Below are 15,223 nucleotides of genomic sequence, written 5' to 3'. Positions count from 1 at the left end.
CCGAAAGGGTCGCCTTTTTCGTTGCGGGATTAAAGAGTGGGAGGGTCAGCCCTCATCCTGAGGTGGGAGCGAAGCGACCCTCGAAGGACGAGGGCGGGTGTTGGATCCGGGGCCTGGATCCTTCGAGGCCTGCTGACGCAGGCACCTCAGGATAAGGGAAGCCCTTCAATCACTCCGCATAGATCATCTTGCGCGTCATGCCGCCGTCGAGTGTCAGCACCTCCCCGGTGACGAAACCGGCACTGGCCAGATAAAGCACGGCTCTAGAGACATCCTCTGGGCGTCCGACCCGTCCGGCGGGATGCTGTGCGTGGTCCTCGCCCCTGAGATCCTTGTCGCTGCTGATCCAACCGGGCGCAATGCCGTTTACCCGGATCTTTGGCCCAAGACTGACTGCAAGCGCATGCGTCAACCCAAACAGCCCACCCTTGGATGCCGAGTAGGCTTCCGTGTTCCTCTCCGACATGAAGGCTCGGGTCGACAGCATGTTGACGATCGAGGCACCCTCTCTCATCAGCGGCACGGAGGCACGTGTCATCAGGAAAGCCGAGGTCAGATGGCTGTCGGTGACTGCGCGCCAATCGCCAAGCGAAAGCTCCGTGATCGGGCCGAGATCAGGGCTCGCAATACCGGCATTGTTGACGAGAAGATCAAGGCTTTCCCAGCCGAGTTCGGCAAAGGCTGCAAGGACCGCGGCCTCATTGGAGACGTCGCAAAGGATCGACCGGATGCCGGCCGGGGCTTCACGAATGTCGAAAGAAGCGACCTCGTAATCGGCCATCTGCAGCGTGGTGCAGAGTTCTGCGCCGATAAGGCCGGCGCCACCTGTGACGATTGCGTGTTTCATGGAAACCTCAACGGCGCGCGAGACGGAATGTTTCACCACATTGGACCGGATCAGAGCAGTCGATCACGATAGTCGGGCGACGGCAGCCAGCAGCTGTCGCGTTTGCCGAAGAGCCGGTAGCGATTGCGGGCGATCAGCAGGTAGAGCGGATCGCGGATGAAGCGTGGGATAAGGCGGAAGATGGAGAGCGCCTTCCACGGCCAGCCAAGCCCGGCATAGATGGCAAGCACCGCATCGCTGTCACGCAGCATCTGCTCGCCGTCGACGACGATGATGCTGTCGGGATTGGTGGGGTCGATCCCGAAGCGCCGATAGAGGGCGGAGCCCACCTCCCCCTGCATCGAGGCCAGGCGGAAGCGCGTCTTGCGGTCATGGCTCAGGACAAACTGCGCATTGGCCGAGCAGAGGATGCATTCGGCATCAAAGAGGATAATCGGGCCAATGGCGTCGGGTGTGGTGCTCATGATCAACAAGCTAGGCCAACTCGTCGATGGCGTCCATGCGGCAGGAGGTCCTGTGCAGACATGCAAGCGCGACAGCGCTAGGATGATCGCATGGTGCAAGAGGGGCCTGCTGCGCGGAGGATCGGATGAAGAAGGGTTACAAGGACTTGCTGGCGGAAGCCGAGGCTTTGGTCGAGGCCGTCGATGTGGCCGAGGCAGCCCGTCTGCATGGTCGCGACAACGTCGTCTTCGTTGATCTGCGCGACCCGCGCGAGCGCGAACGCGACGGCATGATCCCGCAAGGCTTCTCCTGCCCGCGCGGCATGCTGGAATTCTGGATCGATCCGGAGAGCCCCTATCACAAGCCTGTCTTCGCCGAAGACAAGCTCTTCCTCTTCTACTGCGCCAGCGGCTGGCGCTCGGCCCTGGCGGCGAAGACGGCGCTCGAAATGGGGCTCGAAAACATCTGCCACCTCGAAGGCGGCTTCACCGCCTGGCGCGATGCGGGCCTGCCGGTGGAAGCCGTGGTGGTGAAGGCGAAGGGGTGAGTGGCGAATGTGGCTCGCACTTTGCCAAGCACCCGTAGCGCCCCCTTGATAGGTGGAGGCTGATGCTGCCGGCGTTTTGCCGTGCGGTGCCCCCCTCTGTCCTGCCGGACATCTCCCCCTCACGGGGGGAGATCGGAATGCGGTATCGCGTTGCCCACCCCGAGGCTGGAACGTTCAACCTGCGGCTGCTTCGAGAAGGCAGATGGCCCAACGGCAATCTCCCCCCTTGAGGGGGAGATGTCGGCGTAGCCGACAGAGGGGGGTATCGGAGCACGAGGGGAGGCTGCAGCGACGACCACTCGCCCAGAGAGGATTTTTCCCCGTCGCACTCCCCGCGTGATCGCCATAAGATGCCCGAAAGATCGAGAGGAGCCCCCATGTCCGAGACGATTCGCATTGCCAGTGCAGAGCTTGCCGTCGAGGTCTCGACGCTGGGGGCGGAGATGCAGTCACTGAAGACGGCGGATGGCCGCAACTGGCTGTGGAACGGTGATGCCGCCTGGTGGACGGGGCGATCGCCGATCCTCTTTCCGATTGTCGGCAAGGCGCCGGGTGACATGCTGGCGGTCAATGGCAAGACCTATCCGATGGCACAGCATGGCATTGCCCGCCGCCGCGAATTTGTCATCGTCGAGCAGACGGCGACGGCCTGCCGCCACGAACTCGTCTCGTCCGCCGAGACCCGCGAGGTCTATCCCTTCGACTTCCGCCTGACACTCGAGCACAGCCTGCAACTCCGCACATTGACAGTAACGGCCACCGTCGAAAACACCGGCTTAGGCCCGCTGCCCTTCGGCATCGGCTTCCACCCGGCCTTCCTCTGGCCTTTGCCGGGGGCCGAGGGCAAGCCGCATGCGGTGATCCTCGACAACGGCGCAGAACCCGGCGTTATCCAGCTCGAAGGCGGACTGATCGGCAAGACGCTGCCGACCTCGCCCTTCAAGGCGGGGCGGCTGGCGCTGAGCCACGATCTCTTTGCAAACGATGCGCTGATCTTCCCGGAAGGGGCCGGAACCGGCCTGAAATTTGCAGCCGAAGGCGGCCCGTCGCTGCATTTTTCCTTCGGAAACCTGCCCAACATCGCGCTCTGGCAAAAGCCCGGCGCGCCCTTCCTCTGCGTGGAACCCTGGCACGGCATGGCAGCCCATGCCGGCGGCACGGCGGAACTGGTCGAGCGGCCCTATACGGTGGCGCTGGCGGCTGGAGATGAGATGCGCTTCGGCTTCACCGTCGAGATCCGCGATGAAGGGTGAGCCATGGCGGTGAAGGCTTCCAGCCGGCTGATCGAGATCGCCGACGCCCTGCCGCTTCATCGCGGCATGCGCGTGCTGGAAATCGGCTGTGGGCCGGGCGTGCTAGCCCGCCTGATTGCAGAGCGGTTGAAGGGCGACGTCTTCGTCCTCGGCATCGACCGGTCTGCAGCAGCGATTGCGGCCGCAGTGGCACAGATCGCCGAGAGCGCCTATCCCACCGCCCTCGCCTTCCGGCAGTCTGCCGCCGAGCACTTTACGCTTGCAGACTGTGAAGCCCTCTTTGATCTCGCCGTTGCTATCCGGGTCGGCGCCCTCGATGGGCGACATCCAGACGCTGGCCGACTGGCGTTTCCAGGCATCCGCGCCGCGCTTGTGCCCGGAGGCCGCCTCTTCATCGATGGCGGCGATCCCTTGCGCGAGCTCTCTCTGAATCCGGGCCAGGATCCACGCGCGGAGAAACCATACTGATCCTGCTGAATTTATAGAAAATAGTTTTGCACCCGCCGGCTTGCAGGCGAAGCCCGCCCCTTGCCGCGCCTTTGGCTTGCGGTAGTCTGAGCGGGTGGACAACACCTGGAGAGGGACGAATATGTGCAATCACTGCGTCATGGAAAATGTAAAGCAGAGCATGCTGTCGCGCCGTTCGCTGTTCAAGGGCATGGCCGTGGCCACCGCAGCCGTCGCCACGGGCGGGATCGCCAAACCGGTGCTGGCGCAGCAGAGCCCGACCAAGGTGGTCGACCTCACCCATGCCTATGACGGGTCCTTCCCGACCTTCGATGGCAAGCCGGGCATCGAATATGAATGGGCCGTGGAATTTGCCGGCAACGGCTATCAGCTACACAAGCTGACGATCTTCGAACACACGGGCACCCATATCGATGCCCCCTTCCACTTCAGCGCCGACGGCAAAAGCGTCGACCAGATCGAGCCGGAACAGCTGGTCGCGCCGCTCGCCATCATCGACATCACCGACCGCGCCAAGGAAGACGCCAATGCGACGGTGGAGGCCGCCGATGTCGAGGCCTGGATCAGCGCCAATGGCGAGATCCCCAAGGGTGCGGTCGTGGCGCTGCGCTCCGGCTGGGCGAAGAAGGTGACCGATCCCGCCTTCCGCAACGACGGCGAAGGCAAATTCGCCTTCCCGGGCTTTGCCAAGTCGGCAACCGACCTGCTCGCAACGCTTGATGTGGCGGCAATCGGCGTCGACACGCTGTCGCTCGATCCCGGCAATTCCGCAGATTTCGGCGTTCATACCAGCTGGCTGCCGGGCGGCCGCTACGGCATCGAATGCCTCAACAATCTGGAGGAACTGCCGGTCAAGGGCGCAACGATCGTCGTCGGCGCGCCGAAGCACAAGCGCGGCACCGGCGGCCCGGCCCGCGTTCTGGCTCTGGTCTGAGAAGGCATATCCAATGGCGGTTCTCCCCCTGTTGAGCGACGAGGAGGCGAGCGCACAGGCGCTCGCCGTCTTCAACGATATCAGAGCAAAGCGCGGCACCGACTACGTCAACAACTTCTGGCGGGCGCTCGCCCATGATCCCGACGAGCTCCAATCCGTCTGGGACCGGCTGCAGACCGTGATGGCGCCAGGCGCCCTTGATCCGCTGGTGAAGGAGCTGATCTACATCGCGGTTTCCGCGACCAACGGCTGCGCCTACTGCGTTCACAGCCATACCGCCTCGGCCAAGGCCAAGGGCCTGACACCCGAGATGCATGCGGAACTGCTACAGGTGATTGCCATGGCGAGCCGCACCAATGCCCTGGCGGTTGCGCTTGGCGTGCCGGTGGACGAACGCTTTGAGGCTGAGGTGACGGCGAAGGATGGCTGAATTATAGCGTGACATCGGGCCTTTCCGGCCGTTTCCCTTCGCCTCTGCCAACCGGTAGAATGCAGTTGGAACAACAGAATCGGAGAGCCCTCATGACCGACCTCGCACGCCGCATCGACCAGGGCACCGGCCGCAAACCGGCGGATCTCGTGTTGAAGGGCGGGCGTTTCTTCGATCTGGTCACGGGCGAGCTGGTCGCATCCGATATTGCCATCTGCGGCGAGACCATTGTCGGCACCGTCGAGAGCTATGAAGGCCGCGAGGTGATCGACATCTCCGGCAAGATCGTCGTGCCCGGCTTCATCGACACACACCTGCATATCGAAAGCTCGCTGGTCACCCCGCATGAATTCGACCGCTGCGTGCTGCCCTATGGCGTGACGACCGTGATCTGCGATCCGCATGAGATTGCCAATGTGCTGGGCACCGAGGGCATCCAGTTCTTCCTCGATTCAGCCGAGCAAACGATCATGGACATCCGCGTCCAGCTCTCCTCCTGCGTGCCGGCGACGCATCTGGAAACCTCTGGTGCCGATCTGCCCATCGAGCGTCTCCTGCCGTTTCGCCACCATCCGAAGGTCATCGGGCTTGCCGAATTCATGAATTTCCCCGGCGTGATCCACAAGGATCCGATCTGCATGGCGAAGCTCGAAGCCTTCCAGGACGGCCATATCGACGGCCATTCGCCGCTCTTGTCGGGCCGCGATCTGAACGGCTATCTCTCCGCCCGCATCCGCACCGACCATGAATGCACCAGTGCTGCCGAAGCCCTGGAGAAAATCCGCAAGGGCATGCATATTCTGGTTCGCGAGGGCTCGGTGTCGAAAGACCTGCACGCGCTGATGCCGATCCTGACCGAGCGGCTCTCGCCTTTCCTGGCGCTTTGCACCGATGACCGCAACCCGCTCGATATCGCCGAACAGGGCCATCTCGACTACCTGATCCGCGAAGCGATCAGGAATGGCGTCGAACCGATCGCCGTCTACCGCGCCGCCTCGATTTCCGCTGCCCGCGCCTTTGGTTTGCGCGACCGCGGCCTCGTGGCGCCGGGCTGGCGCGCCGATCTCGTCGTGATCGACAGCCTGGAAAACTGCAAGGCCGAGATGGTCTTCTGTGCCGGTCGCCGCGTGACGGACGAACTCTTCGCCAGCCGCAGCCCTGTCGCCCCCGTCGGCCTCGACAGCGTCAAGGCACGGGAAGTGAAGGCCGCCGATTTCGGCGTGCCGGTTGCGGAAGGCGAAACGCCTGTGATCGGCGTGATGCCCGGCAAGATCATCACCGAACACCGCCGCTACCGTCTGCCGACCTCCGGCAACCAGACTGCAGTCGATCTCGAAAACGACGTGATCAAGGTCGCCGTCATCGAGCGGCACGGCAAGAACGGCAACCATGCCAACGGCTTCGTCCAGGGTTTCGGCCTGAAGAAGGGGGCGATCGCCTCGACCGTCGGCCATGACAGCCACAATATCTGCGTCGTCGGCGTCTCCGAGGAAGACATGGCGCTCGCAGCCAATCGGCTCGGCGAAATCAAGGGCGGTTTCGTGGTGGTCGAGGACGGCAAGGTGACCGGCGAGATCCCGCTGCCTGTTGCGGGTCTGATGAGCCTCGAACCTTATGAAAGCGTGCGCGACACGCTGCATCACTTGAGAAAAGCCGCTTATGCCCTTGGAACGACTCTGGAAGAACCCTTCCTGCAAGTCGCCTTCCTGCCGCTGCCGGTCATTCCGCATCTGAAGATTTCCGACAAGGGCATGGTCGATGTCGATCAGTTCCGGCTGATTGGGTGAGGATTGGACCTGTCTTGGGATCGACCCGGAACACTCAATAAGGTGCGCCGTTGTCGGCTCAGGTGAAGAGCAGACACTGGTGATCCTGCAATGCCGCTACCACTACTGAAGAGGGCCCATGGCATCCGAGACTGAGATCCCCAAACCTCTCCGCCAGCGCCTCGCCCGCCTCTATTATGGTCGCGACACGGCAGCGATCCGCTTCCAGTTCGCGCTGATGGTGATCGACCTTGCAATCATCGCCTTTTTCCTGGCGGGACCCTATCTCAGGGACCGTCCTAGCTATCTCATCCTGGATTATGCGATCGCTGCCTGGATTGCCGTGGAGATCTTAGCACAATGGGCGGCCTCGCGCACGACGCGCGGCTTTCTGATGCGACCAATGACCTGGGTCGATCTCTTCGTGCTCGGGACCCTGCTCTTTCCGCAATGGCTGTTCAACTTCGCCTTCTTGCGTGTCGCGCGCATCTGGGCCGTGGCGCAACGTCCGGTCTTCAAGCTGATGCTCAATCGGCTGGGACTGAAGGAACAGACGGATGTGGTCACCGCCTTCATCAATCTCTTCGTCTTCCTCTTCCTGGTGACGGGCTTCGTCTACACCTTCTTCTTTTACCGGGAAGATGCAGGCACCGGCTTCATTGATGCGCTCTATTTCACGGTCGCCACGGTCACCACGACAGGTTTTGGCGACATCACGCTACCCGGCACGGCGGGCAAGCTGACCTCCATCGTCACCATGATCATCGGCATCTCGCTCTTTGTGCGGCTGGCACAGGCGATCGTGCGGCCCTACAAGGTCACGTTCCCCTGCCCCGAATGCGGGCTGCAGCGGCACGATGCGGATGCCGTGCACTGCAAGGCCTGCGGCCATGTCCTGAACATTCCTGACGAAGGAATGTGACAAATCAGAGCGGCCTCCGGAAATAGACGACCCGCTCGGTCTCCTCAAAGCCGAGTGCCGCATGCATAGCATGCGAGGCAGTATTGTCGAGTTCGGCATCGGAAGCGAGTTCGGAAAGGCCCTGCCCACGCGCCCAGTCGCCGACGGCAGCAACCAGACGAGCGGCAGCGCCTTGTCGCCGGACGGCCGAATCGACGATGATCCCTTCCAGGAAACCGACCGGCGAGGTCTCGCAGCCATTAACATAGTCCGAGCGCACGCTCGCCTCGGCGAGACCGATGGCGCGGCCCGCCGCATCGAAACAGAGGAAAGCGGCCAGCCTGTTTGGCTCCGTGAGAGCCTCCCGAATCTCGGTGCGGTGTGCCTCGACATCGAGTTCCGGCCAGAGCTGGTGGCGCAGCGCCGCCCAGGCATCGATATCCTCCCCGCTGCCCGCTCGAACAAAAAATCCCGTCATGACAGCCTCAAGCAGATCCCATCCAGCGGTCCGAGCCGGATCTCGCCATCGGCCACCGTGCCGGTCAGACCCGGCATGGGCAGCAGCTCTTTCACGCCATGCCCCCCGGGCAGACTAATATCCTGCGGGCCACGCCTCAGGTTGAAGACGAAGAGCAAGCGCTCCTCCCCCCTGGACCGGGTGAAGGCCAGCACATCCTCGTTGGTCGCGAGGAACTCCATGTCGCCGTCGACGAGCGCTGCGTGCTGCTTGCGGAAGGCAAGTGTCGCCCGGTAATGCGCAAGAACCGAGGCGTCATCCTTCTGTTGCACGTCGACCGACAGCGCCTGATGTTCGGCCGGCACCGGCAGCCAGGGCTTCACCGTCGAAAAGCCCGCCTGCGTCTTGCCCTTCTCCCAGACCATGGGTGTGCGGCATCCGTCGCGGCCCTTGAAGGCCGGCCAGAAGCGGATGCCATAGGGGTCGCGCAGGTCCTCGAAGGCAAGCTCTGCCTCGGGCAGACCGAGCTCCTCACCCTGATAGAGGCAGATCGAGCCGCGCAACGTGGCAAGAACCGAGATCGCCAGCCTGGCGACGACGGCCCGCTCCTCTTCAGTCTGCGCGAAGCGGCTGACATGCCGGGTGACGTCGTGATTGGAGAAAGCCCAGCAGACCCAGCCATCCCGGACCTGCTTGTGAAAGCTCTCGACGCAATGGCGGATATGGCTCGGGGTGAAATCCGGCCCCAGGAGGTCGAAGGTGTAGCACATATGCAGCTTGTCGCCATCAGAGGTATAGGCCGCAACCGTCTTCAGCGAGCGCGCCCCGTCACCCACTTCGCCCACCGTCGTACGATCAGGATACTGGTCGAGCAGCGCCCGGAAGCGCTTCAGGAACTCGATGTTTTCAGGCTGGGTCTTGTCATAGAGATGGCTCTGCATGCCGTATGGGTTGACGTCGGGCGCGTCGAGCCCGGCATCGTCGCTGTCGGGCTGGTGGGGCGGATTATCGCGCAACTCCTTGTCGTGGAAGTAATAGTTCACCGTATCGAGACGGAAGCCGTCCACGCCGCGATCGAGCCAGAACTTCACGGTCTCCAGAACGGCGTCCTGGACCTCCCGATTGTGAAAGTTCAGATCCGGCTGCGAGGCGAGGAAGTTGTGCATGTAGTATTGCTTGCGCACCCCGTCCCATTCCCAGGCCGGGCCGCCAAAGACCGAAAGCCAGTTGGTCGGCGCCGTGCCGTCCGGCTTGGCGGCCGCCCAGACATACCAGTCCGCCTTGGGATTGTCGCGGCTCGCCCGGCTCTCCTTGAACCAGGGATGCTGATCGGAGGTGTGCGAGATCACCTGGTCTATAATCACCTTGAGACCAAGTCGCTTCGCCTCCTTCATCATCGCATCGAAATCGGCGAGCGTGCCGAACATCGGGTCGACGTTGCAGTAATCGGAAACGTCGTAGCCCATGTCGGCCTGCGGCGAAGTGAAGAAGGGCGAAAGCCAGATGGCGTCAACGCCGAGCGAAGCGATATAGGGCAGCCGCTCGATGATCCCCTTGATGTCGCCGATCCCGTCTCCGTCAGTGTCCTGGAAGGAGCGCGGGTAGACCTGATAGATCACCGCCCCCCGCCACCAGTCGGCCGAGTTCGAACGGGTGGTTTTGGCGGTTGGTTTGGTCATCGGCGGATCCTTCGGTCGGGAATCGTCAGTTGGCTCTCAGGCAATCCGGTTCGGCAGCGGATGTCAAACGGCCCGTCCCTAGACTGACATCAAGCTGTAATGTTCCCCTCCCATAAGGCGACGAGAGCTTGTGAGAGAGAATCGCCGCTCCGGCGGCCGTTCGGATGAGGGCGGACGCGCCATGCCGAAACTGACCATCGTGACCGATGCCTGGCACCCGCAGGTGAACGGCGTCGTCCGCTCGATCGAGACCACCAATCGCGAGCTTGCCAAGATGGGTGTCGACGTCTCGATGATCACGCCCGAGCCCTTTCACAGCATTCCCATGCCGACCTATCCGGAGATTCGCCTGTCACTCGTGACGCCGCAGCGTATCGGCCGGATGATCGAGGAGCAGCAGCCGGACTATCTGCATATCGCGACCGAAGGCCCACTCGGCTTGATGGCGCGGCGTTGGTGCATCAGGAACGGCCGCCCCTTCTCCACCACATATCACACCCGCTTTCCGGAATATGTCGCGGCCCGTCTGCCGGTGCCGCTGTCCGTCCTCTACGCCTATGTCCGCTGGTTCCACAATCGCGGCGGGGCCTGCATGGTGGCAACCGAAAGCCTGCGACGGGAGCTTGCGGCTCACGGCCTCAACAACCTCTGTCTCTGGAGCCGTGGCATCGACACGGCGCATTTTCGCCCGCGCGAAAAATCGGAAAAGCCCTTCGGCCTGCCCCGTCCGATCTTCATGACGGTTGGGCGCGTGGCCGTGGAAAAGAACCTGCCCGCCTTTCTCGATCTCGACCTTCCGGGTTCGAAGGTGGTGGTCGGCGACGGGCCGGCGCGGGCGGAACTTCAGGCGCGCTATCCACACGTGCATTTTACCGGCATGAAGCATGGAGACGATCTGGCGCAAGCCTATGCGCAAGCCGATGTCTTCGTCTTCCCCTCGAAGACCGATACCTTCGGCAATACGATCCTCGAAGCGCTCGCGTCAGGCATTCCGGTCGCTGCCTATCCGGTCACCGGTCCGGTCGACATCATACCGGCAGGCTCCCATGCCGGAGCGCTGGACCACGATTTGCAGATCGCCTGCATCGCCGCCCTGCAGGCCTCACCCCAGGCAGCGCGCCGTCTCGCCGAAACCTATTCCTGGGAAGCGGCGACACAGCAATTCTTCGACAATGTCGTGGAGGCGAAAGAGCAACGCCGCAAACGCGGCTTGAGGCAACGCTTCGGCATCCGCCCGCAGGATGCGGACCATTACAAGACCCCGGCAACCGAGTAGCGGGGAAGCCGTCAGCGCTTCTTCTTGCGGTTCTCGAACGGGTTTTCACCCGCCTTGAAATGAATGCGGATCGGCACGCCGGGCATGTCGAAATCCACACGCAGACCATTGGTCAGGTACCGCACATAGCTTTCCGGCAGCGCGTCGGGGCGCGTGCAGGAGATCATGAAGGCCGGCGGACGGGCCTTCACCTGCGTCATGTATTTGAGCTTCAGGCGGCGGCCGGATACGGCCGGTGGGGGATGCTGGGTCGTGACGGCATCGAGCCAGCGATTGAGCTTGGCCGTCGAGATGCGCTTGTTCCAGACCTTGTCGGTATCGACGATGTTCTGCATCAGCTTGTCGAGACCATAGCCGGTCTGGCCGGAGATTGGCACGGCGCGGATGCCACGCGCCTGCGGCAGAAGCCGCTCGGTCTTTTCGCGCAGATCGGCGAGAACCGCCTGCGGATCCTCGACCAGATCCCACTTGTTGAAGGCGAGCACGGCAGCGCGGCCTTCCCGGATCACGAAGTCGACGATCTGCAGATCCTGCTTTTCGAAGGGGATCGTCGCGTCGAAGACGATGACCACGGTCTCGGCGAAGCGCACGGCACGCAGCGTGTCGGCAACGGAAAGCTTTTCGAGCTTCTCCTGCACGCGCGCCTTGCGGCGCATGCCGGCGGTGTCGAACATCTTGATGGTGCGGCCGCGCCAGTCCCATTCGACCGAGATTGAATCGCGGGTGATGCCGGCTTCTGGCCCGGTCAAAAGACGGTCTTCGCCGAGGAAACGGTTGATCAAGGTAGACTTGCCGGCATTCGGGCGGCCGACGATCGCCACGCGCAGCGGCTTGGTCTCGTCGTATTCGGGCTCGAATTCCTCGTCGTCTTCCGCGTCCGACTGGGACAGAACCACGTCTGTCTCCGCCTCGTCATCGGGTTCCGGGAAGGCGCGGTCTTCGCCGATTGCTTCGACGATGGCATCGCGCAGATCGATCATGCCCTGGCCGTGTTCGGCCGAGATCGGCACCGGTTCGCCAAGGCCGAGCGTATAGGCATCGTAGAAGCCGGCATCGGAGCCGCGGGCTTCCGACTTGTTGGCAACCAGCACGACCGGCTTGCCGCGACGGCGCAGCATTTCGGCCAGCGACTGGTCGACCGGCGTCAGGCCAAACTTGGCGTCGACGACGAAGAGCGAGAGATCCGCCTCGTCGATCGCCATTTCGGTCTGGGCCCGCATGCGGCCTTCGAGCGTCTCTGGTCCGGCCTCTTCGAGACCGGCGGTGTCGATGATGGTGAAGCGCAGGTCCACGAGCTTGGCCTCGCCCGGACGGCGGTCACGGGTGACACCCGGGGTGTCATCGACAAGCGCCAGCTTCTTGCCAACCAGACGGTTGAAAAGAGTGGACTTGCCGACATTCGGGCGACCGACGATGGCGACTGTGAAACTCATGGGAACGCTAGCTTTCCGGCCTTCTGGCCTTGTCGTTGTTACGGCGCCTTGCCGGAGGCCTTGATGTTGTCGAGCAGCATCTGGGCACGGTTGGCGACGTTGCGCGGGGTTTCCGCGTCTTCGCTGATCTGTTCGAACCACTCACGGGCACGCGGCATGTCGCCGGCCTTGTAGGCGGCGAGGCCAAGCGCTTCGCGGGCGGCATGACGCATGGCATTGGCGGGCGTCGCCATGGCTTCGACAAGCGCCGAGACATCCTGGTAGGTGCCGGTGTCGACCAGCAGCCATGCCGCGCGAACCTTGGCGGTATTGCGCACGGCCTCCGGGATCGAGGCGTCATCGCCGATCGACTTGAACGAGGCGACGGCACCGGCCGGATCGCCCTTTTCCGCGAGAACCGAGGCAGCGCGGAAGCGGGCGAGAATGCCATAGGCGCCGTAGCCGTCCTGCTCCAGCGCCTGGAGCGCGGCTTCTGCCTCGTCGCGCTTGCCCTGGTCGGCGAGGTTGAGGGCCGCCAGGAACTTGTCGCCGGCATCGGAAGCCTGGGTCGAATTCCAATGGGTCCAGACGCGATGGCCGGCCGTGCCGAGAACGATGACCACGGCAACACCGATAATCCAGCGGCTGTAGCGCTTCCAGGCATTGCGCACCTGGTCGGAGCGGAGCTCCTCGTTCACTTCGCGGATAAAGCTGTCGTTCTGGTCAACCATTTGTATCCCCGGACGCTGCCGGCCTTTCGATGCAGTCTCTCATGCGTGAGCGGCCTTCTAGCCGATTTTTCCCCGCTTGTAAGGGGAAAACCGCCAACAGGCTTAAGCCGTCACATGGCGAGCGGTGCCACACCGATCAACAGTTTGTGCAGCCACATGGTGATCACGGCCCAAAGCAGGATACCGCCGACGACAGCGAAGGCGTCGTAGCGTGCCGAAACGAAGGGCTTGAGAATGAGTTCACCGGCTTGAACACGCCGCTTGTAGTTGATCCTGAGCACCACGCCCCAGGCGAGAAGTGCGACGAAAAGGAGAACCGACGCCAGATCGCCATTGGCGAGCAGATGCGCGGCTGCCCAGATCTTGATCGCCAGAACGATCGGATGCTTGGTCTTCGTCGCGATATGCCCGGCCGGCAGGAAACCGGCCACCAGACAGATCATGGCAAACAGCATCAGTGTCGTCGTCAGATGGTTCATGCCCATGGGAGGGAACCAGACATTGATCATAGGCGCGGTCGCATAGCCCCAGATCAGCACGACGAGCGACACAAGGCTCATGATCGAATTGATCACCCGCCATCCCGTGTCACCGAAGCGATCGATCATCGACAGCCTAAAGCCCGGCGCGACGACGCGGATCAGATGGGTGGCGAGGAACAGGATGATGCCGAGAACGAGAAGTGTCATGGTTGGGCCCTTTCGAGGAACAGGACCTAGGCATACTGGTCAATTCACGGAATTTAAAGGGCGTTCAAAGCTTCGCCGCATTTGGATGGGAGGCAGGGCATCCCGTTTTCAGCGCCGAGTTATTGTCGATGTACCGTTTGCCCGCCGCCCTTTTCCTGTCGCTTGCCAGCTCGGCCTTTGCCATGGATCAGGGTGCACCTGCGACGAAGGGTCCCGAGACCGCGCGGCCAAAACAGCTGCTGCTCGTCTCATTCGACGGTGCGCATGACAACCGCCTCTGGGTTCGCAGCCGCGACCTTGGCAAACGTGCCAACGCCCGCTTCACCTATTTCCTCTCCTGCACGACGCTGATCCCGCGTGCACGCGCGCAGGACTACAAGGCACCGGGGATCAAGGCAGGCCGCTCCAATATCGGCTTTGCCCTGAACGTGGACGAGGTCGCGACCCGGCTGGACAACATCTGGAAGGCAAAGACGGAAGGTCACGAAATCGCCAGCCATACCTGCGGCCATTTCGACGGCAAGGACTGGACCAAGGCCGAGTGGCTGAAGGAATTCGAGACCTTCGACCGCGTGCTGGCGAATGCGTGGAAGGATAACGGACTGGCCGACCGCGAACCCGAGGGCTGGGCCGATTTCGTCGAAAACGGCATCACCGGTTTTCGCGCTCCGTATCTCTCGGCGCCCGAGAGCCTGTTTGAGGCCGAGCGTGCACACGGCTTCCGTTATGATGCGAGTGCAGTTACCCATGATCCGGCTTTGCCGGTCGAGAAAGGCGGCCTCACGCGCTTCGGCCTGCCGCTGATCGAAGAAGGACCGAAAGGCCGGCGGATCATCGCCATGGACTACAATCTCTTCATCCGCCATTCGGCCGGCATCGACCATCCATCGAAGGGCGACGAGTTCGCCGAGCGCAGCTACAAGGCCTTCAAGCAGGCCTTCGAGCAGCAGTACAATGGCGATCGCATGCCGCTGCAGATGGGACTGCACTTTGTCACCATGAACGGCAGTGCCTATTGGGCGGCGATGGAGCGGTTGGTGGCGGAAGTCTGCCCCCGACCGGACGTCGCCTGCGTCACCTATGCCGAAGCGCTCGACCTGCTGAAAGACCGTAAAGAGACAGGCGACACACCTGGCGCCATGTGATCGCATGACGCATTTACATCGTGTCTGGCACACTGGATAAGCGCGCAAACCTCGTGAGGAACCACATGAAGCGCCTCCTCTTTGTCCTTGCCTGCGCCTGCGTGATCGCCGCGACCATCGGTGCCGTCGCCATCGGCCTTTCGCTGTTCACCCAGCCGGAGGCCTATGCCCGCCTGCCCGGCGCCATGGCAAAGCAAGCGTCGACCGACGTCTGAGCCTGTCACCCCGGAGAATTCCTGTATAC

At 62.7% G+C, this 15,223-nt stretch carries 17 protein-coding genes; 10 read left to right on the top strand and 7 right to left on the bottom strand.

Annotated elements, in window-relative coordinates:
- Window positions 1-169 precede the first annotated feature (169 nt).
- On the bottom strand, window positions 170-847 hold the full coding sequence (locus H6M51_RS15065) for an SDR family oxidoreductase (RefSeq protein WP_185810629.1): 678 nt from the start codon (window positions 845-847) through the stop codon (window positions 170-172).
- 50 nt (window positions 848-897) lie between these two features.
- Window positions 898-1,311 carry a thiol-disulfide oxidoreductase DCC family protein gene (locus tag H6M51_RS15060; RefSeq protein ID WP_185810628.1) on the bottom strand — a complete coding sequence of 138 codons (414 nt, stop codon included), beginning with the start codon at window positions 1,309-1,311 and terminating at the stop codon, window positions 898-900.
- A 125-nt stretch (window positions 1,312-1,436) separates the two neighbouring features.
- On the opposite strand from H6M51_RS15060, the gene H6M51_RS15055 reads away from it, so the two are divergent.
- The 7 genes from H6M51_RS15055 (at window position 1,437) to H6M51_RS15025 (ending at window position 7,611) form a co-directional block, all read left to right on the top strand.
- Window positions 1,437-1,838, top strand: coding sequence for a rhodanese-like domain-containing protein (locus tag H6M51_RS15055; protein WP_185810627.1), 402 nt, complete (start codon window positions 1,437-1,439; stop codon window positions 1,836-1,838).
- Between the two features lie 377 nt (window positions 1,839-2,215).
- Window positions 2,216-3,091, top strand: coding sequence for an aldose 1-epimerase family protein (locus H6M51_RS15050; protein WP_185810626.1), 876 nt, complete (start codon window positions 2,216-2,218; stop codon window positions 3,089-3,091).
- Between the two features lie 3 nt (window positions 3,092-3,094).
- Window positions 3,095-3,559 (top strand): cyclopropane-fatty-acyl-phospholipid synthase family protein, encoded by a 465-nt coding sequence (locus tag H6M51_RS15045; RefSeq protein ID WP_185810625.1) that lies wholly within the window; start codon window positions 3,095-3,097, stop codon window positions 3,557-3,559.
- 121 nt (window positions 3,560-3,680) lie between these two features.
- Complete coding sequence (locus H6M51_RS15040; RefSeq protein ID WP_185810624.1) at window positions 3,681-4,493, top strand: cyclase family protein; 813 nt, start codon at window positions 3,681-3,683, stop codon at window positions 4,491-4,493.
- Window positions 4,494-4,506: 13 nt separating this feature from the next.
- Entirely contained in the window at window positions 4,507-4,923 is a 417-nt protein-coding gene (locus tag H6M51_RS15035) for a carboxymuconolactone decarboxylase family protein (RefSeq protein ID WP_185810623.1), read from the top strand.
- Between the two features lie 92 nt (window positions 4,924-5,015).
- Window positions 5,016-6,710 (top strand): adenine deaminase, encoded by a 1,695-nt coding sequence (gene ade / locus H6M51_RS15030; RefSeq protein WP_185810622.1) that lies wholly within the window; start codon window positions 5,016-5,018, stop codon window positions 6,708-6,710.
- A gap of 118 nt (window positions 6,711-6,828) precedes the next feature.
- Window positions 6,829-7,611 (top strand): ion channel, encoded by a 783-nt coding sequence (locus H6M51_RS15025; protein ID WP_185810621.1) that lies wholly within the window; start codon window positions 6,829-6,831, stop codon window positions 7,609-7,611.
- 4 nt (window positions 7,612-7,615) lie between these two features.
- Here the strand turns inward: H6M51_RS15025 and aac(6') are convergent, their stop codons facing one another.
- Both aac(6') and H6M51_RS15015 read right to left on the bottom strand, forming a co-directional pair.
- Complete coding sequence (gene aac(6') / locus H6M51_RS15020; RefSeq protein WP_185810620.1) at window positions 7,616-8,068, bottom strand: aminoglycoside 6'-N-acetyltransferase; 453 nt, start codon at window positions 8,066-8,068, stop codon at window positions 7,616-7,618.
- On the bottom strand, window positions 8,065-9,726 hold the full coding sequence (locus H6M51_RS15015; protein ID WP_185810619.1) for an alpha-glucosidase family protein: 1,662 nt from the start codon (window positions 9,724-9,726) through the stop codon (window positions 8,065-8,067). The genes aac(6') and H6M51_RS15015 overlap by 4 nt, the downstream gene beginning before the upstream one ends.
- A 181-nt stretch (window positions 9,727-9,907) precedes the next feature.
- Here H6M51_RS15015 and H6M51_RS15010 point away from each other — a divergent pair, with 181 nt between their 5' ends.
- On the top strand, window positions 9,908-11,002 hold the full coding sequence (locus tag H6M51_RS15010; protein ID WP_185810618.1) for a glycosyltransferase family 1 protein: 1,095 nt from the start codon (window positions 9,908-9,910) through the stop codon (window positions 11,000-11,002).
- 11 nt (window positions 11,003-11,013) lie between these two features.
- Here H6M51_RS15010 and der read toward each other — a convergent pair whose 3' ends face one another.
- The 3 genes from der to H6M51_RS14995 form a co-directional block, all read right to left on the bottom strand.
- A complete protein-coding gene (der, locus tag H6M51_RS15005; RefSeq protein WP_185810617.1) occupies window positions 11,014-12,435 on the bottom strand; it encodes a ribosome biogenesis GTPase Der in 1,422 nt (473 codons plus the stop codon).
- Between the two features lie 38 nt (window positions 12,436-12,473).
- Entirely contained in the window at window positions 12,474-13,145 is a 672-nt protein-coding gene (locus H6M51_RS15000) for a tetratricopeptide repeat protein (protein WP_185810616.1), read from the bottom strand.
- Window positions 13,146-13,255: 110 nt separating this feature from the next.
- Window positions 13,256-13,834, bottom strand: coding sequence for an NnrU family protein (locus H6M51_RS14995; protein ID WP_185810615.1), 579 nt, complete (start codon window positions 13,832-13,834; stop codon window positions 13,256-13,258).
- A 128-nt stretch (window positions 13,835-13,962) separates the two neighbouring features.
- Between H6M51_RS14995 and H6M51_RS14990 the strand changes: the two genes are divergently transcribed.
- Both H6M51_RS14990 and H6M51_RS14985 read left to right on the top strand, forming a co-directional pair.
- Complete coding sequence (locus H6M51_RS14990) at window positions 13,963-14,979, top strand: polysaccharide deacetylase family protein (protein ID WP_185810614.1); 1,017 nt, start codon at window positions 13,963-13,965, stop codon at window positions 14,977-14,979.
- 65 nt (window positions 14,980-15,044) lie between these two features.
- The gene (locus tag H6M51_RS14985) at window positions 15,045-15,194 is read left to right on the top strand and encodes a hypothetical protein (RefSeq protein ID WP_185810613.1); all 150 of its coding nucleotides are present in this window, start codon (window positions 15,045-15,047) and stop codon (window positions 15,192-15,194) included.
- Window positions 15,195-15,223: the final 29 nt, after the last annotated feature.

Source organism: Rhizobium sp. AQ_MP, from assembly GCF_014237835.1.
Classification (GTDB): domain Bacteria; phylum Pseudomonadota; class Alphaproteobacteria; order Rhizobiales; family Rhizobiaceae; genus Allorhizobium.
The sequence above is the reverse complement of the archived record's forward strand: the minus strand, read 5'-3'. Positions and strand labels throughout refer to the sequence as shown.